Here is a 25,227-nt window from a genome sequence, read left to right as displayed (position 1 = left end):
CGATGATGACCCATCGCGGCCCACCGGACGCGGCTACGTCTTCCGAATCCCCGGCGGCATCGGCTACATCCCACCCTGGGGCCTACCAATTACCGCCACACCCGAATACCAACAAGCCATAGCCAGACTCACCGCCAAACAACCACCCGACCCACCACCAGGTACGGGCTAGCCACCCACGCCACAACCCGCCAACCACAGCATGGTTGACGGGTTACACGGCGTGCGCGTGTCTTAATACAGCGCGCTGGCGAGCTGCGTGCGGGCAGCGAGAACTCGCGGGTCGCCGGAATCATAGAGAGCGAAAAGTTCTAGCAGCCGGTCCTTCAGGCGGGCTTTGTCATCGCCGGCGGTGACCTTCATGGCGTCGATAAGCTGGGCGAAGGCTACGTCGGGAGTCCCGGCAACAATGTGGGCGTCGGCGGCCGCGAGCTGCTTATCCACGTCCTGCGGATTCTCCTCAGCCTCAGCGATGGGGTCCCCGTCAGTCGAAGAGGCTTTGAGGCGCTTAAGCACAACAGTCGTGGCGCGGGCCTGCTTAATCTCTGCGTTGTCAGGCTCGGCGGCAAGGACCTCGTCGTAGGCTGCGATAGCAGCATCGAAGTCACCCGCGTTGAGGGCGTCCTCCGCAACGAGAAGGCGCGGGTCTGCTTCTTCTTCCTGCGGCTGCTCCGGTTGAGCCTCGGAGAGGCCGCGCAGCTGGGGGCCAAGCTTCTCCACAATCGCTGCTATCCACTGCTCAAGATTCTCGCGCGGCTGGCTGCCCTCAAAATTAGTAACAGGCTGGCCGGCGGCGATAGCCACGGTGGTCGGCAGGTTCTGCACGCCGAAAACCTGGGCCACCTGCGGTACAACATCGGCGTTGATGTAGCCCACGATGAACTTCAGACCACCCGCAGCGGCCATCTCCTCAAAGTCCTTCTTCAGCTGCTCAGAGGCGGGCGAACGCGGGGAACCAATCAACGCGATGACCGGAACCTCAGCGGAGCGACGCACAAGGTCTTGCTCAAAGTTCTCTTCAGTGACATCGAAGAACGGCTGAATGCCAGCTGGCGCACCGGCGTTCCCCTGTTCCTGCGCTTTCGCCTTAGCCTCTGCCTGCTGCTTGATGGCACCCAAGTCCAGGGCACCTCCTACGTACGGTCCAGTCACTGATTCTCCTCCAGGTAGCGGTTTACGGATTCTACTTTCTGGGTAATCTGCCCAGTCACGCCCTCGCGAATGTCAGCCTTGATAACCAGGCTGGTGCGCGGTGAGACGGCGCGGACGGCATCGGTGGCCTCCTTGATCACCGCAAAGACTTCGTCCCACTCGCCCTCGATGAGGGTGAACATGGCGTTGGTCTCGTTGGGCAAGCCAGAGGCGCGGACAACGCGCACGGCTTCTGCCACGGCGTCGGACATCTCGGCGCTCTCATCGCCCACGATGGAAGGCGCTACAGAAAAGGCAACAATCATGCCCGCTAGTCTACCGCCGGTCCCAGCAGTGACGGTGCCAGTGTCGGCGGTCATCGCCTTGGCCGCCAGTATCGCGCGGCCACGCGACGATATGTGCCACCCCGGGCGGAATGTTCTGGTTACAGCCTGGGCAGACGTAGAACTTGGTTGCGGCGGAGCTGCCGATATGCCGCATGACATAGGGCTCGCCATGTGCCCAGCTTGGGCCCGGGACGGTCTGCGAGCCAAGGAAGGAACTGCCATCGCGCGGCAGAAAGCGTGGCTCCTCGCGGATTCGACGATTGCGGCGTGGCATTAGAACAACCGCAGCTCGTTGGATTCAATGCCGCGCAGTTCTTGGTAGTCAAGCACGACGCAACGGATACCACGGTCTTCCGCCAAAGTACGGGCCTGCGGTTTGATTTCCTGGGCGGCGAACACACCGTGGACCGGCGCTAGAAGATCATCACGGTTCAGCAACTCGAGGTAACGCGTGAGCTGCTCGACGCCATCAATGCCTCCCCTACGCTTAACCTCCACGGCGACGAACTCATTCTTAGCGTTCCTCGCCATGATGTCCACCGGGCCAATCGCCGTGGGGTATTCGCGGCGTACAAGGGAGTACTTCTCCCCCAAGGTTTCGATGTGTTCAGCGAGCAGCTCCTGCAGGTGCGCCTCCACGCCGTCCTTCACCAGGCCGGGATCCTCACCGAGCTCCATCTCGATGTCCTGGTGGACCTCGGCGATTGTGATACGCAGCTGCTCACCTTTGGGGTTCTCAACGAGCCACAGTTTTTCTCCGGTGTCCTCACCGTCGATATCGGTGATGTCAGACTCGTCGAGCGTGCAGGGAGGCGTCATCCAGTTGAGGGGCTTGTAGGCACGGTCGTCCGCGTGAACGGAGACTGAGCCGTCAGCCTTAATAAGGATGAGGCGGTCCGCCAAGGGCAGGTGGGCGTCGAGGCGGCCGACGTAATCTACAGAGCAACGGGCGATCACAACACGCATGCACTCTACCCTAACGGGTACGGCCTACTTCTTAGGAAAGCGGGTGGCACGCTGGCGCATCTGGTGGTAATCCAGCTTCTCTTTGCGCTTCGAGGGAGCTGCCTCCACCCACGCATTGAGTGCCATGATTCCCTGTGCATCGGCGGCAATCTCATAGTCCTTGCCGTGCACACTCATACGCATAATCTGCTCACCTGCGGGCATAAAAGAAGCCTCGTCATCATCGAGCGGGCGAGTGCCATTGAGGGTGATGTCGAGGCGATTAAAGCGCATGTTAGCGCTGGGAAGAACGGAACGGAGTTTGAAGTACTCCATATGCTCTCCGTTGTAGCGCACCAGGCCATGGCGCCACGAGTGCGAGTCTTTAGCCGGCAGCAGACGCAACAGCACCGAAGTTCCCCGAGAGCGGAGGGTGAAAAAGCGCACCGCCGCAAGAAGGATGACAGCCAGAACAATCAGGGCGAGCAGAAAAAGCGGCCATTGCAGCACCTGAGTATTCATGGCAAACGGTCCTTTACGGAAATGCGAATTGTTTCATCGATTGTACCGCTTAAGAACAGCACAATGCCAGTTGTTTCGCAGAAGACTAAGCCCCCTGATGCTCCTTCGATAAGGAGCATCAGGGGGCTGTCTTTAGGTCAGAGTGGGAAGGGCGGTCATTGCTGCCCGTTCTCTCCCCTCTCCGCTAATCCGTTAGCTGTTGAAGCGGCGAACGGCGCGCAGTGCGGCGTCACCACGAGACCTCGTCAGCTCGTGCTCAGACTTCAGGTCTTCCTGAGCCTGGGCCTCATCGACCTCACTGGCCCAGACGGCCCAGTCTGCGAGGACGGTGATCTTGTTCTCGGATACGGAGAGGAAGCCACCCTGAACAGCAGCGACGCGGCGCTCGCCGTCCACCGGGTGGATGGTCACGACACCATTATCGATCAACTGACCGACCATGGGCTCGTGGCCAGGAAGCACGCCGATCTCACCCTCGGTGGTCTCAGCCGTCACCATGGTGGCCTTGCCGGTCCACAGCAGGCGTTCGACGGAAACCAATTCGGCGGTGATGTCAGCCATGTGCCTCTCCCTACTTCTTCTCGCTCAGCTTCTGGTACGCAGCTTCGACGTCGTCCAAGCCACCCAGGCCGTTGAAGGCCTGCTCTGGGTAGTGGTCGAATTCGCCGTTGCAGATGCGCTCGAAGGCGTCGATGGTGTCAGCCAGCGGCACGTAGGAGCCCGGCAGGCCGGTGAACTTCTCTGCGACGAAGAAGTTCTGGCCCAGGAAGCGCTCGATACGACGTGCACGCTGAACGGTGACCTTGTCCTCCTCGGACAGCTCGTCCATACCAAGGATGGCGATGATGTCCTGGAGTTCCTTGTTCTTCTGCAGAATACCGATGACACGCTGTGCCACCTCGTAGTGGCGTTCGCCCACGATGGCCGGCTCCAAAATACGAGAGGTAGAGGTCAGCGGGTTCACTGCCGGGTAAATACCCTTCGACGCAATGGAACGGTCCAGCTCGGTGGTGGCATCGAGGTGGGCGAAGGTGGTGGCCGGAGCCGGGTCGGTGTAGTCATCGGCCGGCACGTAGACGGCCTGCAGGGAGGTAATGGACTTACCCTTGGTGGAGGTAATACGCTCCTGCAGAACACCCATCTCATCAGCCAGAGTCGGCTGGTAACCCACAGCAGAAGGCATACGGCCCAGAAGGGTCGAAACCTCAGAACCTGCCTGGGTGAAGCGGAAGATGTTGTCGATGAACAGCAGCACGTCCTGGTTCTGAACATCGCGGAAGTACTCCGCCATGGTCAGGCCGGACAGAGCCACGCGCATACGAACTCCCGGCGGCTCATCCATCTGGCCGAACACGAGAGCGGTGTCCTGGAGAACGCCCATCTCTTCCATCTCGAGGAAGAGGTCGGTGCCCTCACGGGTGCGCTCGCCGACGCCGGCGAAGACAGAGGTACCGGAGAACTCGCGTGCAATACGAGTAATCATCTCCTGGATAAGAACGGTCTTACCCACACCTGCACCACCGAAGAGGCCAATCTTGCCACCCTTGACGTACGGGGTGAGAAGGTCGATGACCTTAATACCGGTCTCGAGGATCTCGGTCTTGCCCTCCAGCTGGTCGAATGCCGGCGGCTCGCGGTGGATGCCCCACTGCTCGCCATCGCGGCCCAGACCCGGCTGGTCAAGGCAGTCACCGAGGGCGTTGAAGACGTGGCCCTTGACCACATCACCCACGGGGACGGAAATCGGCTTGCCGGTGTCGGTCACGGCTGCACCGCGGACGAGGCCGTCGGTCGGAGCCATGGACACGGCACGGACGAGGTTGTCACCGAGGTGCTGAGCGACCTCAAGGGTGACGGTCTTTGCAACAGCCTCGAGGGTCACCTCGACGGTCAGTGCGTTGTACAGTGCCGGCAGCCCGCCACGCGGAAACTCCACGTCGACGACCGGACCGATGACACGCACCACACGGCCGGCGGTAGCCGACGACTGTGTGTTCTGCTCTTGCAGAGCTGTAGTCATAATCTAGTCACTTTCTGCGCTTTCGGCGAGCGCCCCAGCGCCACCGACGATCTCTGTGATTTCTTGGGTAATCTGCGCCTGACGTGCCTGGTTGGCCACGCGGGAGAGGTCCTTGACCAGCTCGCTCGCGTTGTCAGTTGCAGACTTCATTGCGGTACGGCGTGCGGCGGACTCGGAGGCCGAGGACTCCAAGAACATCGCAAACAGGAGACGAGACACGTACTGCGGAAGCAGTGCGTCCATGAGGGTGTCCGCATCCGGTTCGAACTCGTAATCAGGGGTGATCTGATTGTTCGGTTCGGCGTCGGAAAGCGCGGACTCACCCATGTTGTAGTCCTCTTCCTCAATAACCGGTACCACCGGCAGCAGCTGCTGCGCACGCGCGGTCTGGGTCAGCATGGACTCAAACTCGGTGTACACAACGTGTACCTGGTCGAAACCGCGAACGGTCTCACCTTCGAGGTTGATGCCCTCGCGGGTCTTTGCCTGGCCATTCGAACCGGCGGTGAAGCCGTCGATGATGTGGCGGCGCACGTTGTGCGTCGACTCCCAGGTCGGATCCTGCGAGAACCCGGTCCAGCTGCCTGCGACCTCAGCTTCACGGAACTTGTAGAAGCCAACACCTTTGTTACCCGTGACATAACGGACGGTCTCGAAACCTTCGCTCTTGAGCAGGGCTTCGAGCTCGGCCGCCTTTTTGAAGATGTTGTTGTTGTAGCCGCCGCACATACCGCGGTCAGACGAGACCACGAGAATAGCGGCAACCTTGCCATCTTCACGTTCACGGAGCATGGGGTGATCCAGGGACGTATGCGCGGCAAGCTTATTCAACACGTTGGACAGCTCGCGCGCATATGGCTGGGACGCCTCGACCCTGGCCTGAGCCTTGGTAATGCGCGAGGTAGCAATGAGCTCCTGTGCCTTGGTGATCTTCTTGGTGGAATTGACGGACCTGATGCGGTCACGCAGTTCGCGAAGATTAGCCATGGTTTTCGCTCCTCCCTTCTTTTTCTAGACGGTTAATTCTTAGAGTGTACGGACTCTATTCGGCCGTCTTGCGGGAGACGTTGAGCTCGGTCTTCTTGACGTCCTCAGCGGCGAGCGGGTCAACCGGCGCCTCGGAGCCGAGGTTGTGGCCCTCGGTGGTGCGGAAGGACGGGGTGAAGTCCTTGGCTGCTGCAACAAGTGCATCCTTGGACTCGTCGGTCAGAGCGGTGCCACCCTGAATCTGCTCGAACACCTGCGGGGTTGCAGAGTTGAGGTGATCGTGCAGCTCCTTCTCGAAGCGGCGTACGTCCTCGACGGGAACGACGTCGAAGATGCCCTGGTCTGCGAGGAAGATGGACACCATCTGGTACTCGACAGGCTGCGGAGAGGACTCGGACTGCTTCAGCAGCTCAACGAGGCGCTCACCGCGCTCCAGCTGAGCCTTGGAGGCAGAGTCAAGGTCGGACGCAAAGGCAGCGAAGGCCTGCAGGTCACGGTAGGCGGCCAGCTCCAGACGGAGGTTACCGGCAACCTTCTTCATACCCTTGGTCTGTGCGGCACCACCAACACGGGAGACGGACACACCGACGTTAATTGCCGGACGGACGCCCTGGTTGAACAGGTCGGACTCCAGGAAGACCTGGCCGTCGGTAATGGAAATAACGTTGGTCGGAATGAAGGCGGAGACGTCGTTCGCCTTGGTCTCAATAATCGGCAGTGCGGTCATGGAACCTGCACCCATGTCGTCGGAGAGCTTTGCAGCACGCTCCAGCAGACGAGAGTGGAGGTAGAAAACGTCACCCGGGTATGCCTCGCGGCCCGGCGGGCGGCGCAGCAGAAGGGAAATCGCACGGTAGGCCTCAGCCTGCTTGGTCAGATCATCGTAGATGATCAGGACGTGGTTGCCCTGGTACATCCAGTGCTGCCCCAGAGCAGCACCGGAGAACGGTGCCAGCCACTTGAAGCCGGCGGCGTCGGACGCCGGTGCTGCCACGATGGTGGTGTAATCCAGCGCGCCGTGCTCCTCAAGGGTGCGGCGCACACCAGCAATGGTGGAGCCCTTCTGGCCGATGGCGACGTAGATACAGCGAACCTGCTTGTTCTTGTCGCCAGACTCCCAGTTAGCCTTCTGGTTCAGAATGGTGTCGATACAGACGGCGGTCTTACCCGTCTTACGGTCACCAATGATCAACTGACGCTGACCACGACCAATCGGGGTCATGGCGTCAATTGCCTTGATGCCGGTCTGCATCGGCTCTTCCACCGGCTGACGCTGCAGCACGGACGGTGCCTGCAGCTCGAGGACGCGGTCCTCTTCAGCGGTGATCGGGCCCAAGCCGTCAATCGGCTGACCCAAGGGGTTAATTACGCGGCCGAGGAAGTCCTCGCCCACAGGGATGGAGAGGACTTCGCCGGTCCTCTTGACCTCGTCGCCTTCTTTAAGCGACTCGAAGTTGCCCAAGACCACGACACCGATGGAGTTGGTGTCAAGGTTCTGTGCGACGCCAATAACGCCGCCCGGGAACTCGAGCAGCTCATTCGCCATGACGGACGGCAGGCCCGAAACCTGCGCAATACCGTCAGCTGCCGAAATGACCACGCCGACCTCCTCACGGGAGGCCTCCGCGGAGTAGCTCGAGGTGTAGTTCGCAATCGCGCTACGGATCTCGTCGGAGGAGATCGTCAGCTCCGCCATGTTCTTCCTGCTCTCGGTAGTATCTTCCAGCAATTACTTAATCGTTTCTGTCGTTTCGGCTTATGCCATCGCGGCGCGAAGGCGAGCAATCTTGCCTGCCGTCGAGCCATCAATAACTTCGTCGCCGACGCGGATGGTCATGCCACCGAGGAGGCTGGTGTCAACCTCAGAGTGGATGGACATCGCACGACCATAAATTTTGCCCAGCTTTTCAGCGAGTGCTGCCCGCTGGCTATCGTTCAGCTCACCCGCAGTGGTGACGCGCACGATAGAGCGGCCCTGCAGCTCAGCTGCAGTGTCCGCCAGACCGGCGAGATCATCAATCGGGTTCTGCTCCGGGCGGCCAATGGCCTGCAGCGCGAGCGCTTCAGTGACCATGGTGACCTTGCCGTAGAGCACGCTTGCCAGCAGCCCAACCTTGCGGTCGGACGTCGCAGTACGGTCTGAAAGCAGCTGGGTCAGTTCGCCTTCGCGGTCAAGCACGCGTGACAGGGAGAAGAGCTCGTCTTCAACCTGGCCCAGCTTGCCCTCAGACTCAGCGCCACGCAGGAGTGCGCGACGGCCAAGCTTGATGAGGCCACGGGCAATATCACGCGGCGTGGACCACTGTGCAGCGGCGGCTTCCTCGAGCACCTGCTGTGCTACCGGGGAAATCTTGCCGCCGAAAAGCTTCTGGACCAGGGTCTTACGGTCCTCGGAAGTTGCTGCATCATCGGTCAGGGCAACACGCAGTTCGCGGTCGCCATCGAGGACGCGGACAACCTCGAAGAGGTCCTGGCCTGCCTGGGTAGCAGTAGCTACCGAGTTGTCGCCGGACAGAAATCCGTCCAGCTTGGACTCGACGGTAGCGAGTGCTTCGCGGCTAGCTGCCTTCATCGTTGCCTACTTTCCGGCCGGTGCCACAGTGTCGAGCTCGGACAGGAAGCTATCAATGGTGGAGGACTGCTTCGTGGCGTCGGAAAGTTCGCCACCGAGAAGCTTCTCTGCCAGGTTGATGGAGTTCTGTCCGATGTCGGAACGCAGCTCAGACACGACCTGTGCGCGAGAAGCTTCAAGCTGCTTCTCACCGGCGGTCAGGATGCGACGAGACTCTTCCTCTGCAGCTTCCTTGGCCTCGGCCTCAATCAGCTTGCCGCGCTCGCGCGCCTGCTCGCGGATTTCTGCAGCCTCGGCTCGGGCATCAGCGAGCTGAGCATTGTACTTTTCCAAAGCGGCCTTAGCTTCGGCCTGCTGAGCCTCCGCACGCTTCAGGCCACCCTCGATCCGGTCTTCACGCTCCTGCAGCATCTTGCTGTATGCCGGAAGGACAAACTTCCAGAAAAGCAGCAGGATGATGGCGAACGGAATGAGGGACCAGACCAAGTCGTACATCTTGGGCAAAAGGATGGAGTTACCGCTTTCTAGCGGCAGGTGCTCACTTCCTTCTGCTGCAAGGTAGTAAATGACGTTGTTCATGGGGCTCCGTTCTTAAAGTTCGATTTACTTGTGTAAAGCGCTCTTTAGAACAGGAAGCCTGCAACGAGGCCGATGAGGGCCAGGGCCTCAACGAAGGCGATACCCAGGAACATGGTGGTACGCAGCTGACCAGCCATCTCTGGCTGGCGAGCCATGCCCTCGACGGTCTTGCCGACGAGGATACCGATGCCCAAGCCCGGGCCGATGGTGGCGATGCCGTAGCCGATGGCGCCGAGGCCCTTGAGGGTGGACTCAGCAGCGTCCTGAGCAAGAATGATTTCGTTCATGATGAAAGTCGTTCCCTTTCAAAGTTTCTCCCGCAGTGTGTTCCGCGGGCGCAGTGATGTTGGTTTCTGGGGATATTTAGTTAACCGCGAGGTTCGCGTTGTTGTTAGTGCGAGTCTGCATGCAACGACAGTTCGATGTATACCGCCGTCAGCAGAGCAAAGATGTATGCCTGCAGGAAGATGACGATAATCTCGTAAATCGTGAACAGAACCGCTGCGACCAGCGTGAGGCCACTCACTGCAGTCCAGGCGTTGAACTGGAAGAAGAAGAAGTTCGTTGCCGAGTACAACAGGACCAAAATGAGGTGGCCAGCCAGGAAGTTCGCCATAAGACGAAGTGCCAGCGTGACTGGACGCATGACGAACGTAGAGAATGCCTCAATCGGCACAACAAGAACGTGCAGCAGCGGCGGCAGGTTAGGAATAACCACCGACGACTTGATGAACTTGCCGAAACCGAAACGCTTCGCACCGGCGTAAATCATGGCGATGTACGCCACGACTGCCAACACGATCGGCATACCAATACGGGCGTTCGGAGAGATGTTCAGGGCCGGAACAATAGTTGCTACGTTCCAGAACAAAACGCCGAAGAAGATAGAGGCCAGAATCGGAAGGAAACGGCGTCCTTCCTTCTTGCCCAAAATGTCTTCTGCGATGTGAATTCGCACGAAGTCAATCGCGTGCTCGCCTACGTTCTGCATTCCTTTCGGAACCAGCTTGGGGTTCCTAAAGGCGACAACAAAAAGGAGCACCAAGATAGCCACCATGAAGAGGCGGACCAGCATGATGCGATCCAAAGCGAACCAACCGTTGGCAAAGTCAGCGAACAAAAGGTCGACGACTTCACCGTCATCGGTTACGTGCCCCGGGAAAAATTCTGGATCCAGTTCGGGTGCGTGAAATTCACCCTTCATGGCCAATGTTGTAACGCTCAGCGTTCTCTCCCGTGTTCGGGCCACACAGCTTGTCGAAGGCTATGTGGTGCGATGGACGTCTTCAGCTCTTTGCCTTGCTCACGGACTCCGTCGCACATCAGCGTAAGCAAGACAAGGATAAACCGCACTGTATCGGGCCGGCATGACGCCAACCCGCGGTAACCCGAAGTGAATGGTATCAGTTTGATGACAAGTTTTCGCACGTGGGGGCACCGTGCCGTAGCCGATGGGCTACCCCTCCCCCGTGGATAGACCTAAAACGCCCACATTCTGCCGAAACCCCTGCGAGTGGACTTGGTCACACGCCATGATTTGCCCACCTTGACGGGGGTAACTACGGGCACCGACATTGTCACCTCACGACACGAAAAAGCCACCCTACTGGGGCAACCAGTAAGGGTGGCAGTGCATATAGTCAGCGGACGCCTCACATGCTAGGAGACGTATGTCACGTTGGATGTCACCACGCCCCAGACCTCTGTGCCGAGCGTAACCGCCAGCGCACAGATGACGGTGACGAAGAGCGCCATAGTGTCATAGAACTCCAGGTCCTTGATGAGCAAAAGGACCATGATAAGAATGACGACCTTGAGCAACCAGCCGCCAAGGACGACGGCCATCGTCGTCGAGGGCGTCGTACGTGCGGTCACCAGCACGGAGGCCGCGGTAAACAACACGAAGCCGCCGCCGATGGCCGCACCGACGAGCACGCCGAGCAAACCAGGCGTTCCCCGAACACCGCCCCAGATGGCAAGGGAGGCGATAGTCACCACAACGAGGCCCATAGCGCCGAGGCGCAAAGCGCGCTTGAGTGGGCGCCGGTGGTCATCGTAGGGCGACCGCTCTTCTGAAGTCATTGATTCAGTCACAGCCCCATACCCTACCTCAGGAGGGATCAGATTCTAGCACCACACTGGTGGGCCGCGGCGCGCGGCCAATTTTGCCCTGACGCAGCGGAATAAGCGTGACACCGAAGGCCACCAGAAGGGCGACGACGGCAAGAACCACGGCGACGGGTGCCGGGACGATGGAAAAAGACACGGCACCAAAGGCTACTGCAGAGACCCATAAGTACAACACGAGCACCGTCCGTCGATGCGTGTGGCCCAAGGACAGGAGACGGTGGTGGATGTGGGCCTTGTCGGCCGCAAACGGCGATCGCCCCTGTGAGACGCGGCGAATAACCGCCCAGACAAGGTCCAAGACTGGAACGAAGACCGCGGCAATGACCACGATAACCGGGGACATGAGCGCAACCATGTCTACCGTGCCATAAAGCGACATGTTGATTTTGCCTGAAGCCGAGGTCGAGGCCGCCGCAAGCAACAATCCAATCAGCATCGCTCCACTATCACCCATAAAGATGCGCGAAGGTTCGAAATTATGAGGCAGGAAACCCGCACACATGCCCACAAGAGCAGCCGCAATAATCGCCGGCGGATACGCTGAGACAGCCCCGCCCTGGTCATGGAGCACCGTGAGGGAGAAAATAAGGATGGCGCCGCCAGCGATCATGCCCAGACCCGCAGCTAATCCATCGAGACCATCGACGAAATTGATGGCATTGATGAGCAACACCGTAAAGAAGGTTGTCAAGAGGGTGGACTGGACTTGGTCGAGGATCACGGTCGTCCCATCACCAAAAGGCAGGAAGAGTAGCGTCCATGTCAAGCCCAAACCGCTCATGAGTGCTGCTGAGACGAGCTGCCCGATGAGCTTGACAAGAGCGCTGAGCTCTATGAGATCATCCACCACGCCCACGAGAACAATCGCCGCCGCTGACCACAGCACCGCGGTCATTTCTGGCGTCACCGGCATAAAGCCGCGAGTCAAGGCTGGAAGCTGGCCGGCGAGGTACACCGCCGCGGCGAAACCGGTGAACATAGCCACGCCGCCCAACTGCGGGGTGGGCTGCGAGTGACTATCGCGCAGGCGAATCTCTGCCACACGGCCGGTACGCACAAGGAAGGTGCGCACCAACCCGGTAGAGAGATACGTAAATGCTGCTGCAACGAAAATGACCAAGGCCAATTCGCGCAGCGGCACGCCAGTTCCAGCCACGGTGAAGGGCTCCTTAGTTAGTAACACTCGGGCGCGTGCGCAGGGAATCCGCGCTCACGCCGATGACCTCAGCGATCTCTTCGGCACTCAAAGCACCTTCACGCAACAGGTAAGGGTGTTCGCCGGATAGATCAATAATCGTCGAGGGTTTTCCTACCTCTGCTTCCCCACCATCCAAATACACGGTGACTGCCTTACCCAATTGCTGTTTGGCAGCAATGGCAGTTGTCGGAGGCTGGTGGCCGGAAATGTTTGCGGAGGACACGGCCATTGGTCCGACCTCGCGCAGCAATTCAATCGCGATGGGGTGAAGAGGCATGCGGAGCATCACCGTGCCCCGGGTATCTCCCAGATTCCATGGCAAGGACGGCGCCTGCGGGACGACGATGGACAAACCACCTGGCCAGAAGGCCTCAATGAGATTCTGTGCGGTGTCATCCAGGCGGGCCACCAATCCCTTGACGGTGTCCCACGAGCCCACGAGGACCGGCACCGGCATGTCGGGGCCACGGTGTTTAGTGGCAAGAAGGCTCGCCACGGCGTCGTTGTCAAAGGCATCGCAGCCCAGACCATAGAGGGTATCGGTAGGCATAACGACGAGGCGGCCGGATTTGGCCGCCTTGACCGCCAGGTCCATGCCTTCCTCGCGCTCAGCAGCATCCGCGCAGTTGAAAATCTGCCCCTGCATCGGTCTCTCCTTCATGCCGCGGTCGCGCGGCGTCGGCTAGTTGGCCAATCCTTGACCAATTTACTGTACTCCCCGCACCGCCGTCACAAATCGCGCGGTCCCGGTGAGGTCATGTAAGACGTCCACCTGGTCGAAGCCACCGTGGCTGAGCAGAGCATCCTGCACTTTTTCGGAGGTCTCATCGTCGTGCTCGATACTTACTCGTCCGCCCGGGCGAAGCAGCCGTGCAATCGTGGGGATCATAGCGGTGATTGTCTCCATCCCGTCGGCTCCACCAAAGACGGCCTCGTGTGGGTCGTGGTAGACCTCTGGGTCTAGGAACGGACTTTCCGGCACGTAGGGTGGGTTCGTGAGCACCAGGTCCACGGTGCCGTCGAGTTCGGCGAGCACGTGAGAGTCCGTCACATCACCCTTGACCAGGTGTACGTGACCGCTGGCGTCCCCTGCGGTGTTGCGGGCATTGCGCTGGGTATAGGCCAGGGCGGCGTCGGAAAGCTCCACGGCCCACACCTGCGCCTGCGGCACAAAGTGTGCAATGTAGAGAGCCAGCGCCCCCGACCCGGTGCAGAGATCCACGACGCACGGAGACTCCTGACCCAGGATAGATTCCTTCAAGGATCTAACTCCCCACTCGGCGAGCACCTCCGTCTCCGGTCGCGGGATGAACACGCCGGGGCCGACGTCGAGCTCGAGGGGGCCAAACCAGGCCGTGCCCAGGATGTGCTGGAGGGGCTCGCGTGCTTCTCGACGCCCCACCAACGCCCCAAAAGCCACGTCAAAGCCCGGCATCGGCTCGTGGCTTAGCGGAATGTCCATGTGGCCGCAGTGGATGAGATGGGCCGCAAGCACGCGGGCATCCCACTCAGGTGAGGGGACCCCGGCAGCGCGAAGGCGCCCCGTGGCATCACGAAGCGCCTCCTGATAGGTGTGAAACATCACCGCGGATTAACCATCCGCCTCAAGGCGCTCGGCGCGCTCTTGGGCCTGCAGGGCCTCGATGAGCTCCTGCATATCACCGTTGAGCACCGAGTCAAGGTTGTTGGCCTTGTAGCCAATGCGGTGGTCAGTAATACGGTTCTCCGGCCAGTTGTAGGTGCGGATGCGCTCCGAGCGGTCCATCGTGCGCACCTGGGAAGCGCGCTGCTCACCGGCCTCCGCCTCGCGGGCCTCGCGCTCCATCTGGTCCAGGCGAGCTTGCAGCACCTGCAGGGCACGCGCCTTGTTCTGGATCTGGGAACGCTCCTTCTGACAGGTCACCACCAGGCCGGTCGGCAGGTGAGTAATACGCACCGCGGAGTCGGTGGTGTTCACACCCTGGCCGCCCTTACCAGAGGAACGGTAGACGTCAACGCGGATGTCCTTGTCATCGATGTTGACGGCTTCCACTTCTTCTGGTTCTGGGTAAACCAACACACCGGCAGCCGAGGTCTGGATGCGCCCCTGGGATTCTGTCACCGGAACGCGCTGCACGCGGTGCACTCCGCCCTCGAACTTGAACACGCTCCACGCACCATCGCGGGATGGGGTCTTGGACTTGAAGGAGATGGACATGTCCTTGACACCGCCGAGATCGGACTCGTTAAGGCCCAAAACCTCCCATTGGAAGCCAGCCTTGTCCGCGAAACGCTCGTACATGCGGGCAAGGTCTCCGGCAAAGAGAGCCGCCTCTTCGCCACCAGCGCCGGCCTTGATCTCCATGATGATGTCTTCGGAGTCCTGCTCATCGCGCGGGGCGAGCAGGTCAGCGAGCTTCTCCTCCAGCTCGACGACGAGCGGCTCAAGACGGTCAACCTCGGGCTGGAACTCGTGGTCTTCGTAGGCCATCTCTTTGGCGTCGGCCAGATCCTGGCGAGCCTGGACCAGCTCATCATTCACAGCGACGATGGGGCGCAGCTCGGCATAACGCTTGGACAGCTTGCGGAACTGAGACTGATCACCGGCTACCTCCGGATCAGCCATCTGCATCTCGATGCCCTGGTACTCGGAGACAATATCGTCAACGAGGGAAACCTGATTCGACATTACTTGTAGTCCTCCTCATCGGTATCTGCGGCCATGGGCGCAGAGGAAGCCACCTGCATGAGGAATTCGCCGTTGGAGCGGGTCTTCTTGAGCTGCTTGATGAGCAGGTCGATGGCTGCGAAGGAATCCAGGCCGGAGAGGATGCGGCGCAGCTTGGTCATGATGCGTGCCTCTTCCGGAACCAGCAGGAGCTCGTCCTTGCGGGTGCCGGACGGGTTAACGTCCACAGCTGGGAAGATGCGGCGCTCAGAGATGGCGCGATCGAGCTTGAGCTCGGCGTTACCGGTGCCCTTGAACTCCTCGAAGATGACGGTGTCACCAGTGGAGCCGGTCTCCACCATCGCGGTGGCGATAATCGTCAGCGAACCACCGTTCTCAATGTTGCGGGCAGCACCGAGGAAACGCTTCGGCGGGTAGAGGGCATTGGAGTCCACACCACCGGAGAGGATGCGGCCGGATGCCGGGGAGGAATTGTTGTAGGCACGGCCAAGGCGGGTAATGGAGTCCAGCAGGACGACAACGTCCTTGCCCTGCTCCACCAGGCGCTTGGCGCGCTCGATGGCCAGCTCCGCCACGGAGGTGTGCTCTGACGGCGGGCGGTCGAAGGTGGAGGCGATAACCTCGCCCTTGACGCTGCGCTGCATGTCGGTGACTTCCTCAGGGCGCTCGTCGACGAGGACGACCATGAGGTAGCACTCCGGGTTGTTGGCAGCAATCGCGTTGGCAATGTTCTGCAGGATCGTCGTCTTACCGGCCTTCGGCGGGGAGACGATGAGCGCGCGCTGGCCCTTACCAATCGGCATGATGAGGTCGATAACGCGGGTGGTGAGGATCTTTGGATCCGTCTCCAGGCGCAGGCGCTGGTTCGGGTAGAGCGGGGTGAGCTTGGAGAACTCCGGACGCTCCTTAGCGGTTGACGGCTCGAGGCCGTTAACCGTGTCGACCTGGACCAGCTGGTTGTACTTGCGGCGGTTGCGGCCGTTGCCGTGCGTGTGCGTCGGGCCAGACACCTTGACCTGGCCGGTCACGGCGTCGCCGGAGCGCAAGCCCAGGCGACGGACAAGGTTGTTGTTGACGAAGACATCGGAGCTTGCGGCACGGTAGCCCGTGGTGCGCAGGAAGGCCACGTTGTTGTCCACGACCTCGAGGATGCCGCCAACTGCCTGGACCTCATCGCCTTCACGAATCTGCAGGTCATTGCCACCATTGCCGCCGCCATCGCGGTCACGGCCGCGGCGGTTGCGGCGGTTGCGGCGGTTGCGACGTCCGCCGCCACCGTTGTTCTCGTCGTGGCGGTTGTGGTTATCACGGCGGTTGTTGCCACCACCGTTGTTCTGGCCGTTGTTGCGGCCGTGGTTGTCATCCGATGTGCCCTGGCCGCCGTCATTGTTGTTGCCGCCCTGGTTACCAGAGTTGTCATGACCAGACTCGGTGTCCCCAGAGTTGTCGCCGCCGGAGTTGTTGTTCTGGCCACCGTTGTTCTGGCCACCGTTGTTCTCTTCGCGGGCCTCGCGCTCTTGGCGGCGGGCACGGTTGCGGCGAGCGCGGCGGGCCTGCGAACGCGACTCATAGCGCTGCTCGTCAGTGCCCCCGTCGTGCTTGGAATCGTTCTTGTCGCCCTTGTTCTCAGAACCCTGCTCAGAGTTTTTCTCCGAGCCGTGATCCTTGTCTGAGCCGTGACCCTTGGCAGCCTGCTGGTCATCGGCGGAGCCTGCCGGGCGTGAGGCCTTGCGGGCAGCACGCCGCTGCTTAGTGTCCTTCTCCTCTGCCTTCGGGGCATCGGCCGGGGAGCCGCCGGCAGCCTTCGCGGCCTTGGCAGCGCGCGGGGGAACGTGGCCGGTGGTTAGGGCGGTAATGAGGTCCCCCTTGCGCAGTCCGGAGACACCGCGGAGCCCGCGCTCCGCGGCAAGCTTGCGCAGTTCCGGCAGCTTCAGGGATGCGAGATCCTGTGCTGCGGTCTTGTCCGTATCGCTCACGGATATCCTTTCGTCGCTTCACCAACGGGCGCCATCATGACTGGGCCGCACCGAGTGCGGGACAGCCCACGTGGGGCGTTGGAAGCCAATGTGTAATTAATCTGGTCCACCGCCGCCAGCGAGTTCACGCGACCGCGATCCCCGTGGGCGGTGGGTATGTGTGGCTCTCCCTGTAAAGAAGCCCCCGCGGCGCGGAAAAGATTACACAGCCGTGGGTCACTGATGGGAGATGTTTTAAGAGGCGACTGCGAGCGTATCTCTACTCCCCTTCACCGCCGCGCGCCAACACCGCGTGCGTACCGTGGAGGATGCTCGGAAGGTGCGGGGAAGCCTCCCCGCCAGTCGCAAGCAACTATACCGCATCCTTCCATCGCGTTCACACTGACACGGCTAAAGTAGTGCCCATGCTCTCCACAATGCAGGATATCCCCCTGTCCCTGACCCGCATCCTGGAGTACGGTTCCTCCGTTCACAGCCAGACCCAAGTCATCACCTGGCACAGTGCCGATCCGGGCAACGAGAGGGAGGAAACCACCTTCGCGGATATCGGCGCGCGCGCCGCAGCCTTCGCTCATGCGTTGCATGACACATTGGGCGTCACCGGGGATGAACGCGTGGGAACCCTCATGTGGAACTGTGCAGAGCACCTCGAAGTTCTCTTCGGCACTGCGTGCAAGGGCGCGGTATTTACCCCGCTCAACAAGCAGCTGATGAATGACCAAATCCGGCACATCGTCAATCACGCAGAAGTTCAGGTCATTGTCGCCGATGGCCGCTTGGGGCAGCAGCTGGCGAACGTCCTCAAGGGCGTGGAGTGCGTGCGCGCAGTGGTGTTCACAGACGTCGATAAGCTCACAGCCCCTATGCCGGAGGGCGTGGAGGTCTACAGCTACGAGGAGCTGCTCGATGGCCGCTCGACGGTCTATGACTGGCCCGTGCTGGATGAGCACACGGCCGCCGCTCTGTGTTATTCCACGGGCACCACCGGCGCGCCGAAGGGCGTGCTCTATTCGCACCGCGCGCTGTATCTCGAGGGTATGCAGCTGCGCTCTTCCGATTCGCTGTGCGTCACGCACGGTGAGACTTTCCTGTGCTGCATTCCCATTTACCACGTGCTGAGCTGGGGTGTTCCTTTTGCGGCGTGGATGACGGGTACGCCGCTGGTGCTTCCCGACGCCGACGTGTCCCCCGCCACCCTGGCCAAAGTCATTGCCGCCACATCCCCACGCGTGGCACATGGCGTTCCCACCATTTGGATTCAGCTCTTCGTCCACTACCTCAAGCACCCACCGGAGCGCATGACGCTCACGGAGATTTTCGCGGGCGGCTCCCCTGTCCCACCGCAGCTCATCAAAATGTGGGAGGAGCGCTACGGCGTGGATGTCGTGCACGTCTGGGGAATGGCGGAAACCACCACTGTCGGTACCGTTGCGCGCCCGCCCTCAGGCGCCTCGGGTGAAGCGCGCTGGGCCTACCGCGTCTCCCAAGGACGCTTCCCCGCCTCACTGCAGTACCGCGTGGTCAACGATGGCCACGTTGTCAACACCACCGACCTCAACGCCGGCGAGATTCAGGTGCGTGGAAACCTCGTAACCGGCTCCTACTACCACTCGCCCGCCTCGGAAGACGGAGGGGCCGCTCACGAGTTCCGCGGCAAAGATGTCGAAAATGCCGAGTCTAAGTTCACCGCCGATGGCTGGCTGCGCACGGGCGACGTCGGCTTCGTCAACGAGGAGGGCTTCCTCACCGTGGAAGACCGCGCTCGCGATGTCATCCGCTCCGGTGGCGAGTGGATTTACTCAGTGCAGCTAGAAAACCTCATCATGAGTAACCCGGACGTGCTTGAGTGCGCCGTCATTGGATACCCCGATAAGCAGTGGGTCGAGCGTCCCCTCGCCGTGACCGTGCTGGCAGCAGGTATTTCCCCCACCATCGAGACTGCCGAGCGCCTGCGCGACGGCATGCGCTCGGAGCTGCCCTCGTGGATGCTGCCGGAGTACTGGACTTTCGTAAAGACCATCGACAAGACCTCCGTGGGTAAGTTCGACAAGAAGGACCTGCGTGCCCACTTGGCCGAGGGCGAGTACAACATCATCCGGTTGAAGGGCCCAGGCGAGTCCCAGCGCTTGGACGCCACGGATTAACCCCCGCTCTATTAATCCGGTTTTCTTAGGGTTAAACTGGCGAACAATGTCCGATCCCATCTCCTTGCCTCTACCCCACGTCCCGGGTTCTCCCACCCTCCCCGCCGACCTTCCGCAGCCCGGCGCGCATGGAGAGCGCGCACTCCTGGACCGCTACGGCCGGCAGGCTCGGGACCTGCGCGTCTCCCTCACGGATCGCTGCAATCTGCGCTGCACGTATTGCATGCCGGCGGACGGCGTGGAGTGGATGCCCACCGCGCAGACGTTGAGTGATGAGGAAACGATCCGCCTTATCCACTTGGGCGTGGAAAAGCTCGGTATTCGCCAGGTGCGCTTCACCGGTGGTGAGCCGCTCCTACGCCACTCCCTAGAAGAGATCATCGCCGCCACCAAGGATGTACGCACCGACGAAGGTGTGGCGCCCTCCACAGCGCTGACCACCAACGGCTTGGGCTTGGACAAGCGGCTTCCTGGACTACAGCGCGCCGGGCTCGACCGCGTCAATATCTCCCTCGACACCCTCGACCGCGAGCTGTATGCCCGCTTGACCCGGCGCGACCGCCTTCCTGATGTGGTGCGGTCTATCGATGCGGCCCTCAACGCTGGGATGGATCCAGTGAAGATCAACGCGGTCATTATGCCTGGAATCAATGAGTCTGCCATCGTTCCCCTGGCTCGTTTCTGCCTGGAACGTGGCGCCCAGTTGCGATTTATTGAACAGATGCCGTTGGGCCCGCGGGAGGAGTGGAACCGCTCCCGCATGGTGACGGCTGATGATATCCTCGCTCGCCTGCGTGAGGGATTAGAGCTGCGCCCTACCGAGGAGCCCCGCGGCTCCGCCCCTGCTGCCCTGTGGGAGGTTAAGGCACGCGATGGCTCCCTGCCACCGGGACGCATTGGCGTTATTGCCTCAGTCACTCGTCCCTTCTGCGGACACTGCGACCGCACGCGCCTGACCACTGATGGCGCGGTGCGCAACTGCTTGTTCGGCAATTCAGAGACCTCTCTGCGCGATCTGATGCGCGAAGGCGCCAGCGATGATGAGCTTGCCGCCGCATGGGCCGGTGAGATGTGGCGCAAGCTGCCCGGCCACGGTGTGAATGACGAGGGGTTCCTCCAGCCCGATCGCCCGATGTCCGCCATCGGCGGCTAGATTGGGTGCAATGACAACGACTGGGCAGACAACGAGCATCGAAGACTATTTCGCACGCCTTCAGGCTCTCATCCGTCCCGTGCCGGTCGAGACCGTCCCAGTGCAGGCAGGCCGCGTCCTGGCAGAGGCTGCCACGGCACACAGTGCAGTGCCACCGCAGGATAATTCCGCCATGGATGGCTTCCTGACCCCACCCCTCGATGCGCCCTGCTCGCTGCGTGTTATCGGCGATGTTCCCGCTGGAGCGCCCGCGCAGCGCCCCCAGTTGGGGACTGCTGTGCGCATCATGACGGGTGCTGCCGTGCCCGATGGCTTCGAGGGCCTCATCATCCCGGTGGAGGATACCAACGTCGCCCCTGGTCCCGGCCCCGTGCCGGAGACCGTCACCATCCACCGTCTGCCATCCCGTGACCACATTCGCCGCCGTGGCTCCCACATCGCGCCGGGAGAGGAGGTGGCATCTGCTGCCACGCTTATCGACGCCCCACTGCTCGCCACTCTCCTTTCCTCCGGCATCAACACGGCTAAGCTGCGCCGCATCCCGCGCATCGCCGTCATTGCCACGGGTGAGGAACTGGTCAGCGGCCATCTGCCCGATTCCAATGGCCCGATGCTTGAGGCACTCGTGACCGCCACGGGCCCCGCGAGTATCACCCGCCTGCGCTGCGGCGATGACCCCGCGGAGCTGCGCCGCGTTCTCGACTCTGTGGTGCAGGCAGAAGGCGGCTGCGACCTCATCGTCACCACCGGCGGTGTTTCCGCCGGTGCCTTCGACGTGGTGCACGCTGTGCTGAGCCAGCAGGCAGACTGCGCCTGGTTTGGTCACGTTGAACAACGCCCCGGCGCGCCGCAGGGTCACGCGTTGTGGGCGGGTGTGCCCGTCGTGTGCCTGCCGGGCAACCCTGTGGCGGCCTTTGTGTCAGCGCATCTCTATCTCACCCCGTTGCTGCGCTCCTTGCGGGGCCTGCCGCGCCCGGCAGGCCCGCTGGACCGGCCGGCACTTCGCGCCGTGGCGGGTGCCGACTTCCCAGGCGCGCGGTATCCGTTCATCCAGCCCTGCCTGATCGAATTCGACGGCACGGTGACTGCTACCCCGCCGCCGGGCCCGCGGATGCGCAGCCATCACGTCGGCGCACTGCCCGGCACGCGAGGCTTCGCGCTCATTACTGAGCCCCGTGCCGCCGGTGACGAGCTCACCGTTTATCCGTACTGACTCTCTACTGCTCAAAGGAACCTGACACTATGAAATTCACTCACCTCAATGACTCCGGCTCTGCCTACATGGTGGACGTCACCGAGAAGAACCCCACCGTGCGCAGCGCCACGGCCCAGGGCGAGGTGGCCTGCTCCCCGGAGATTCTCACCGCTCTGCGCGATGGCACAGTCCCCAAGGGCGATGTCCTCGCCGTGGCCCGCGTGGCGGGCATCGCTGCCGCCAAGAAGGTGCCGGATCTGCTGCCGCTGGCCCACACAATTGGCGTGCATGGCTGCGCGGTGGACATTGAGTTGCGCGAGGACCACGTCTTCATCGAGGCCACGGTCCGCACGGCGGATCGAACAGGCGTCGAAATGGAGGCGCTCACCGCCGTCAATGTCGCAGCTCTGGCCCTCATTGACATGGTAAAGGGCGTCGATCGCTCCGCCTATATCCGTCGTTGCGGAATCACCGCGAAATCCGGCGGGCGCTCCGGAGAGTGGTCCCGCGAGCTGCCCGGCGCGGAGAGCTAGCCAATGCTCGGCGTCATCATCCTGGCGGGCGGGCGCGGCACGCGCATGGGGGGTGCCGATAAGGCTAGCGTCACTCTGGGTGGCGAGAGGCTCATTGATCGTCTTCTTCGCCAGCTGCCCTACGGCGTCCCCGCCTCAGTAGTCTCGCCCTACCACCTGGGTATGCCGCAGGTGTGTGAAAGCCCCCTTTTCGGCGGACCGGTGGCGGGCATAGCCGCAGGCCATGCTGCACTGAATGGAGGTGGCTTGACTACCACAGCGATCCTGGCTGTTGACGCCCCCGATTCCCCACAGATGCTTCCTGTGCTTGAACGCACTCTCGTCTGCTCCGGGGCCGATGTAGCCGTAGCAACCCTTGAGGGGCGCATCCAGCCGCTCTGCGCGCTGTGGCGCACCGCAGCGCTAGCGCATGCGCTTAGCGAATTAGGAGATCCACGCAACCAGCCTGTCATGCGGCTGCTGCGCCAAGCCCGCACAGTAGTGCACGTCCAGGGCGATGATTCTGTGCGGGACATCGATACCGTCGATGAGCTGCACGAGCGCAGGAAGGCCCGGCAGACTACTCGACGATAATCTGGCCGTGCTGGCCCTTCTCCGCATTCGTCATGATGTGGTTGACAAAGGAGTAGGTGCCCGGCTCGTTGAAGGTCATCTCCACAAAACCACCCTGGGCCGGTAAGAGATCTACCGCCTGAGATCCAGACTCTTCTGCCCCCTTGATGAGGTAGCTGCCTTCCTTGTAGACGGTGTCGAAGATTTCGCCCACGACGTGAAAGCTCAGCGGCAGGTCAGGACCTAGGTTCACCAGCCAGATGCGCACCGTATCGCCCACCTTCGCGTGCAGCGGGGCGAGGCCAGCGTCGTACTGGTTCGGGTAGTAGTTGAAGGCGGTGAGCTCGTAATCACCATCGCTCACGCGCTGCGGATCCGCGCCGTCCTGCTCCTTGCCGGGGGCTGCAAGGAAGACTTCAGTGCCCGTGAGAAGGTATTCCGCATCGACATCACCCAGCGCATCCTCGCCCTTTGGGTCGATGATGACGGCACCGGCCATGCCGTTGGCAATGTGCAGGCTCATGGGCATGGTGGAGCAGTGATACATCCACGCACCGGCGCGGTGGGCCACGAACTCATAGGTGAGGGACTCGCCAGGTTGAATGGTCTTCATCGTCTCAGTGGGGGTGACCTCACCGGCGTGGAAGTCCACGGAATGCCCCATTGAGCCCTCATTGACGATGGTGATGCGGAAGGTATCCCCCACGTGTCCGCGCAGAGTTGGGCCTGGTGCTTGGCCGTTAAACAGCCAGCGCGTCTGGCGCACGCCGGGGGCAACCTCAACGTCCTCCTCCGTCATGCTCCACGTTTCCTCGTGGACTGTACCTCTCGCAGGTTGTAGAGCCGGGTCGAAGGCCTCAAAGTCATCGCGGGGGGCCATGCGCTCAGCCAAGGAGGGAACGTTCGCGGAAGCAGCAACGGCATGGTCGTGGCCGGCGGTGGGCTGTTCACCGGCGGCCGGCGCATCGGTGACGTTGACCATGAAGGTCATGCCCTGGATCTTGTGCCCGGCGATGGTGCAGTAGCCCTCGACGGACTCAGTAACAACCCCAACATCCAGCACGGCGCTATCGCCCGGATCAACACGGTGGGTCTCTGCCCCACCAATCTTCAGGTCATGGACTTGGTCACCGGTGTTGGTGAAGTTGACAACGAGGTGGGTACCGGCTGGAATGTCCACCGAGTTGGGGACGAAGGCCATGCCATCGACGGAGACATCGATCGTGGTGGCGTCCGCAGGCGCAGCAGACGAGCCGCCGCGGCTGCCCACCGTGGAGTTGAACACCGCCAGCGCACTCACCGCTACAAGAGCGAAGATGATGATGAGCCACGCGGCCCATTTCTTGGAAGCGGAGGCCTGAGCAGGCACGCTAGACATGAACTTCTCCTTCGGTAGAAACCACGGCCCAGACAAGGACCGCGACGGCGGCGATAAGGCCTAGCCCCATCATGATAAGCCCGGCAGCGTGGACAGCCGGAATGCCCAGCAAACATGCCACGCCACCCAGGTTGATGAGTCCCCAGCGCAGGTAGCCACCCATCTCGGTGCGCCGAGCGCGCGCCAGGATGGGCAGCATATGGTGAAGCACTCCGGTGACCAGCTGCAACAGCCCTGCACCGACAAAGCTCGGCATGAGCAACAGCGTGACCGCGCGCGGATAGGCGCCCACGCCGCTGGCAACAGCGTCGCCGGTGCACAGGGCCAGCATCCACACCAGACCCGCCATGGTGGACATGCTCGCCGTGGTCGTCGTGCCAGCCAGTGCACCAGCCAGCACCGGATGAATGATGAGAATGTCCGCCACGACCACAAACAGCTGCGCCACGCCGGCGGCCCGCGTCAGCCCGACGGCCTCCAGCCCCATGGCGAGAGCAAGCCCAGCGCAGTGCACGATGAGCGCTCGGGTGCAGCGAGATCGCGCCGTGGGTGAAATCGGTGTGCGAGTCAGAGTGGGCAGCAAGGTCACGACCGTGCCCAGGATGGTCAACAACGCGAAGCCCCACACCATGCCGCGCGAGTGCGCGGCAACGAGCAACGAATAGTTGCCCACGCCATGGGCCGCGAGAAGGACGAGGACGATCGCGCTCACCATGAAGCCCGCCGCGGCCAGATAGAAGGGCACGGTGAGCGCGAAGGACCCGGAGAGCGAGCCGCGTAGCTTCTGCCACAGCGCCCACGCATGCCAGGTGAGGGTGAGGATGAGGAGGGCGGAGGAGGCGTCGGCAAGCGCACCCCAGTCATAGCCTGCGCGGTCGATGAGGAGGAGCACCAACCCCAGTTGGATGGCGGCCACGCGCGTGGCGACGCCGCGGTAGCTCGTCGCCGGGGTACGGGTGAGTGCCTCGGTAAAGTGCGTGGAAAAGACCATGATAGCGGTGGTGAGCGCGCCAATCGTGAAGGGGTGGATAAGGTCCCACCACACCACAGGGGCACCCAGGGAACCAGCGATGGCGAGCCCGATGCCCGCGAGAATCCAGAAGGCCACCAGCGCGAAGGCTGTGGTGTGCCAGCGCCGGCGGGCAGCGAGGGACACATCGAGCAGGTTCACATCTTTTTTCACGGCTTTAATCGTAG

26 protein-coding genes are annotated in these 25,227 nt (G+C 61.7%); 5 read left to right on the top strand and 21 right to left on the bottom strand.

Going from position 1 to position 25,227, the window contains the following annotated elements; genetic code table 11:
- Nucleotides 1–234: 234 nt before the first annotated feature.
- The 19 genes from HMPREF3149_RS06060 to rho form a co-directional block, all read right to left on the bottom strand.
- On the bottom strand, nt 235–1,152 hold the full coding sequence (locus HMPREF3149_RS06060) for a tetratricopeptide repeat protein (protein ID WP_070537118.1): 918 nt from the start codon (nt 1,150–1,152) through the stop codon (nt 235–237).
- The gene (locus tag HMPREF3149_RS06055) at nt 1,149–1,457 is read right to left on the bottom strand and encodes an MTH1187 family thiamine-binding protein (protein ID WP_070537117.1); all 309 of its coding nucleotides are present in this window, start codon (nt 1,455–1,457) and stop codon (nt 1,149–1,151) included. The genes HMPREF3149_RS06060 and HMPREF3149_RS06055 overlap by 4 nt, the downstream gene beginning before the upstream one ends.
- 10 nt (nt 1,458–1,467) lie before the next feature.
- On the bottom strand, nt 1,468–1,752 hold the full coding sequence (locus tag HMPREF3149_RS12960; RefSeq protein ID WP_083280786.1) for a hypothetical protein: 285 nt from the start codon (nt 1,750–1,752) through the stop codon (nt 1,468–1,470).
- On the bottom strand, nt 1,752–2,444 hold the full coding sequence (nucS, locus tag HMPREF3149_RS06045) for an endonuclease NucS (protein ID WP_070537115.1): 693 nt from the start codon (nt 2,442–2,444) through the stop codon (nt 1,752–1,754). The genes HMPREF3149_RS12960 and nucS overlap by 1 nt, the downstream gene beginning before the upstream one ends.
- A gap of 24 nt (nt 2,445–2,468) precedes the next feature.
- Nucleotides 2,469–2,945 (bottom strand): DUF2550 domain-containing protein, encoded by a 477-nt coding sequence (locus HMPREF3149_RS06040; protein WP_070537114.1) that lies wholly within the window; start codon nt 2,943–2,945, stop codon nt 2,469–2,471.
- 192 nt (nt 2,946–3,137) lie between these two features.
- Nucleotides 3,138–3,506, bottom strand: a complete 369-nt coding sequence (locus HMPREF3149_RS06035; protein ID WP_070537113.1) for a F0F1 ATP synthase subunit epsilon — start codon at nt 3,504–3,506, stop codon at nt 3,138–3,140.
- Nucleotides 3,507–3,516: 10 nt separating this feature from the next.
- The gene (atpD, locus tag HMPREF3149_RS06030; protein ID WP_042530482.1) at nt 3,517–4,965 is read right to left on the bottom strand and encodes a F0F1 ATP synthase subunit beta; all 1,449 of its coding nucleotides are present in this window, start codon (nt 4,963–4,965) and stop codon (nt 3,517–3,519) included.
- Between the two features lie 3 nt (nt 4,966–4,968).
- Entirely contained in the window at nt 4,969–5,952 is a 984-nt protein-coding gene (locus HMPREF3149_RS06025) for a F0F1 ATP synthase subunit gamma (protein WP_070537112.1), read from the bottom strand.
- 55 nt (nt 5,953–6,007) lie between these two features.
- Nucleotides 6,008–7,648 (bottom strand): F0F1 ATP synthase subunit alpha, encoded by a 1,641-nt coding sequence (gene atpA, locus HMPREF3149_RS06020; RefSeq protein WP_070537111.1) that lies wholly within the window; start codon nt 7,646–7,648, stop codon nt 6,008–6,010.
- Between the two features lie 60 nt (nt 7,649–7,708).
- On the bottom strand, nt 7,709–8,524 hold the full coding sequence (locus HMPREF3149_RS06015) for a F0F1 ATP synthase subunit delta (protein WP_070537110.1): 816 nt from the start codon (nt 8,522–8,524) through the stop codon (nt 7,709–7,711).
- 6 nt (nt 8,525–8,530) lie between these two features.
- Nucleotides 8,531–9,103, bottom strand: a complete 573-nt coding sequence (locus HMPREF3149_RS06010; RefSeq protein ID WP_042530474.1) for a F0F1 ATP synthase subunit B — start codon at nt 9,101–9,103, stop codon at nt 8,531–8,533.
- A 44-nt stretch (nt 9,104–9,147) separates the two neighbouring features.
- On the bottom strand, nt 9,148–9,390 hold the full coding sequence (locus HMPREF3149_RS06005; RefSeq protein WP_042530472.1) for an ATP synthase F0 subunit C: 243 nt from the start codon (nt 9,388–9,390) through the stop codon (nt 9,148–9,150).
- Between the two features lie 104 nt (nt 9,391–9,494).
- Nucleotides 9,495–10,307 (bottom strand): F0F1 ATP synthase subunit A, encoded by an 813-nt coding sequence (atpB, locus tag HMPREF3149_RS06000; protein ID WP_070537109.1) that lies wholly within the window; start codon nt 10,305–10,307, stop codon nt 9,495–9,497.
- 455 nt (nt 10,308–10,762) lie between these two features.
- The gene (locus HMPREF3149_RS05995; RefSeq protein WP_210385418.1) at nt 10,763–11,185 is read right to left on the bottom strand and encodes a Cg1360 family ATP-synthase-associated protein; all 423 of its coding nucleotides are present in this window, start codon (nt 11,183–11,185) and stop codon (nt 10,763–10,765) included.
- A gap of 28 nt (nt 11,186–11,213) precedes the next feature.
- Complete coding sequence (locus HMPREF3149_RS05990; protein ID WP_070537107.1) at nt 11,214–12,389, bottom strand: MraY family glycosyltransferase; 1,176 nt, start codon at nt 12,387–12,389, stop codon at nt 11,214–11,216.
- Between the two features lie 13 nt (nt 12,390–12,402).
- Nucleotides 12,403–13,077 carry an L-threonylcarbamoyladenylate synthase gene (locus tag HMPREF3149_RS05985; protein ID WP_070537106.1) on the bottom strand — a complete coding sequence of 225 codons (675 nt, stop codon included), beginning with the start codon at nt 13,075–13,077 and terminating at the stop codon, nt 12,403–12,405.
- A 60-nt stretch (nt 13,078–13,137) separates the two neighbouring features.
- Nucleotides 13,138–14,013 (bottom strand): peptide chain release factor N(5)-glutamine methyltransferase, encoded by an 876-nt coding sequence (gene prmC / locus HMPREF3149_RS05980; protein WP_210385415.1) that lies wholly within the window; start codon nt 14,011–14,013, stop codon nt 13,138–13,140.
- Between the two features lie 9 nt (nt 14,014–14,022).
- Entirely contained in the window at nt 14,023–15,099 is a 1,077-nt protein-coding gene (gene prfA, locus HMPREF3149_RS05975; protein WP_042530460.1) for a peptide chain release factor 1, read from the bottom strand.
- The gene (gene rho / locus HMPREF3149_RS05970) at nt 15,099–17,075 is read right to left on the bottom strand and encodes a transcription termination factor Rho (RefSeq protein ID WP_070537104.1); all 1,977 of its coding nucleotides are present in this window, start codon (nt 17,073–17,075) and stop codon (nt 15,099–15,101) included. The genes prfA and rho overlap by 1 nt, the downstream gene beginning before the upstream one ends.
- Before the next feature lie 404 nt (nt 17,076–17,479).
- Between rho and HMPREF3149_RS05965 the strand changes: the two genes are divergently transcribed.
- The 5 genes from HMPREF3149_RS05965 to HMPREF3149_RS05945 are packed head-to-tail and all read left to right on the top strand — an operon-like array spanning nt 17,480 to nt 22,673.
- Nucleotides 17,480–19,219: a long-chain fatty-acid--CoA ligase gene (locus HMPREF3149_RS05965; RefSeq protein ID WP_070537103.1), complete on the top strand. Its 1,740-nt coding sequence runs from the start codon at nt 17,480–17,482 to the stop codon at nt 19,217–19,219.
- Nucleotides 19,220–19,265: 46 nt separating this feature from the next.
- Complete coding sequence (gene moaA, locus HMPREF3149_RS05960) at nt 19,266–20,372, top strand: GTP 3',8-cyclase MoaA (protein ID WP_070537102.1); 1,107 nt, start codon at nt 19,266–19,268, stop codon at nt 20,370–20,372.
- Between the two features lie 10 nt (nt 20,373–20,382).
- Nucleotides 20,383–21,585 (top strand): molybdopterin molybdotransferase MoeA, encoded by a 1,203-nt coding sequence (locus HMPREF3149_RS05955; RefSeq protein ID WP_070537101.1) that lies wholly within the window; start codon nt 20,383–20,385, stop codon nt 21,583–21,585.
- Nucleotides 21,586–21,614: 29 nt separating this feature from the next.
- A complete protein-coding gene (gene moaC / locus HMPREF3149_RS05950) occupies nt 21,615–22,100 on the top strand; it encodes a cyclic pyranopterin monophosphate synthase MoaC (protein ID WP_042530450.1) in 486 nt (161 codons plus the stop codon).
- A gap of 3 nt (nt 22,101–22,103) precedes the next feature.
- Complete coding sequence (locus HMPREF3149_RS05945; RefSeq protein WP_070537100.1) at nt 22,104–22,673, top strand: molybdenum cofactor guanylyltransferase; 570 nt, start codon at nt 22,104–22,106, stop codon at nt 22,671–22,673.
- Here the strand turns inward: HMPREF3149_RS05945 and HMPREF3149_RS05940 are convergent.
- Nucleotides 22,660–24,030, bottom strand: coding sequence for a multicopper oxidase domain-containing protein (locus HMPREF3149_RS05940; protein WP_070537099.1), 1,371 nt, complete (start codon nt 24,028–24,030; stop codon nt 22,660–22,662). The genes HMPREF3149_RS05945 and HMPREF3149_RS05940 overlap by 14 nt on opposite strands.
- On the bottom strand, nt 24,023–25,201 hold the full coding sequence (locus tag HMPREF3149_RS05935; protein ID WP_070537125.1) for a beta-carotene 15,15'-monooxygenase: 1,179 nt from the start codon (nt 25,199–25,201) through the stop codon (nt 24,023–24,025). Before HMPREF3149_RS05935 ends, HMPREF3149_RS05940 begins: the two co-directional genes overlap by 8 nt.
- Nucleotides 25,202–25,227: the final 26 nt, after the last annotated feature.

Origin of the sequence: Corynebacterium sp. HMSC05E07 (assembly GCF_001807225.1) — a bacterium.
Taxonomy (GTDB): domain Bacteria; phylum Actinomycetota; class Actinomycetes; order Mycobacteriales; family Mycobacteriaceae; genus Corynebacterium; species Corynebacterium singulare.
Note: the sequence above shows the minus strand (reverse complement) of the source record. Positions and strands in the feature narration are given on the sequence as shown.

What these genes read in the sequence shown, in the direction of transcription:
- HMPREF3149_RS06055 (WP_070537117.1), bottom strand. Translation starts at nt 1,457, where the DNA reads ATGATTGTTGCCTTTTCTGTAGCGCCTTCCATCGTGGGCGATGAGAGC.
- HMPREF3149_RS12960 (WP_083280786.1), bottom strand. Translation starts at nt 1,752, where the DNA reads ATGCCACGCCGCAATCGTCGAATCCGCGAGGAGCCACGCTTTCTGCCG.
- nucS (WP_070537115.1), bottom strand. Translation starts at nt 2,444, where the DNA reads ATGCGTGTTGTGATCGCCCGTTGCTCTGTAGATTACGTCGGCCGCCTC.
- HMPREF3149_RS06040 (WP_070537114.1), bottom strand. Translation starts at nt 2,945, where the DNA reads ATGAATACTCAGGTGCTGCAATGGCCGCTTTTTCTGCTCGCCCTGATT.
- HMPREF3149_RS06035 (WP_070537113.1), bottom strand. Translation starts at nt 3,506, where the DNA reads ATGGCTGACATCACCGCCGAATTGGTTTCCGTCGAACGCCTGCTGTGG.
- atpD (WP_042530482.1), bottom strand. Translation starts at nt 4,965, where the DNA reads ATGACTACAGCTCTGCAAGAGCAGAACACACAGTCGTCGGCTACCGCC.
- HMPREF3149_RS06025 (WP_070537112.1), bottom strand. Translation starts at nt 5,952, where the DNA reads ATGGCTAATCTTCGCGAACTGCGTGACCGCATCAGGTCCGTCAATTCC.
- atpA (WP_070537111.1), bottom strand. Translation starts at nt 7,648, where the DNA reads ATGGCGGAGCTGACGATCTCCTCCGACGAGATCCGTAGCGCGATTGCG.
- HMPREF3149_RS06015 (WP_070537110.1), bottom strand. Translation starts at nt 8,524, where the DNA reads ATGAAGGCAGCTAGCCGCGAAGCACTCGCTACCGTCGAGTCCAAGCTG.
- HMPREF3149_RS06010 (WP_042530474.1), bottom strand. Translation starts at nt 9,103, where the DNA reads ATGAACAACGTCATTTACTACCTTGCAGCAGAAGGAAGTGAGCACCTG.
- HMPREF3149_RS06005 (WP_042530472.1), bottom strand. Translation starts at nt 9,390, where the DNA reads ATGAACGAAATCATTCTTGCTCAGGACGCTGCTGAGTCCACCCTCAAG.
- atpB (WP_070537109.1), bottom strand. Translation starts at nt 10,307, where the DNA reads ATGAAGGGTGAATTTCACGCACCCGAACTGGATCCAGAATTTTTCCCG.
- HMPREF3149_RS05995 (WP_210385418.1), bottom strand. Translation starts at nt 11,185, where the DNA reads ATGACTTCAGAAGAGCGGTCGCCCTACGATGACCACCGGCGCCCACTC.
- HMPREF3149_RS05985 (WP_070537106.1), bottom strand. Translation starts at nt 13,077, where the DNA reads ATGCAGGGGCAGATTTTCAACTGCGCGGATGCTGCTGAGCGCGAGGAA.
- prmC (WP_210385415.1), bottom strand. Translation starts at nt 14,013, where the DNA reads ATGTTTCACACCTATCAGGAGGCGCTTCGTGATGCCACGGGGCGCCTT.
- prfA (WP_042530460.1), bottom strand. Translation starts at nt 15,099, where the DNA reads ATGTCGAATCAGGTTTCCCTCGTTGACGATATTGTCTCCGAGTACCAG.
- HMPREF3149_RS05965 (WP_070537103.1), top strand. Translation starts at nt 17,480, where the DNA reads ATGCTCTCCACAATGCAGGATATCCCCCTGTCCCTGACCCGCATCCTG.
- moaA (WP_070537102.1), top strand. Translation starts at nt 19,266, where the DNA reads ATGTCCGATCCCATCTCCTTGCCTCTACCCCACGTCCCGGGTTCTCCC.
- HMPREF3149_RS05955 (WP_070537101.1), top strand. Translation starts at nt 20,383, where the DNA reads ATGACAACGACTGGGCAGACAACGAGCATCGAAGACTATTTCGCACGC.
- moaC (WP_042530450.1), top strand. Translation starts at nt 21,615, where the DNA reads ATGAAATTCACTCACCTCAATGACTCCGGCTCTGCCTACATGGTGGAC.
- HMPREF3149_RS05945 (WP_070537100.1), top strand. Translation starts at nt 22,104, where the DNA reads ATGCTCGGCGTCATCATCCTGGCGGGCGGGCGCGGCACGCGCATGGGG.
- HMPREF3149_RS05940 (WP_070537099.1), bottom strand. Translation starts at nt 24,030, where the DNA reads ATGTCTAGCGTGCCTGCTCAGGCCTCCGCTTCCAAGAAATGGGCCGCG.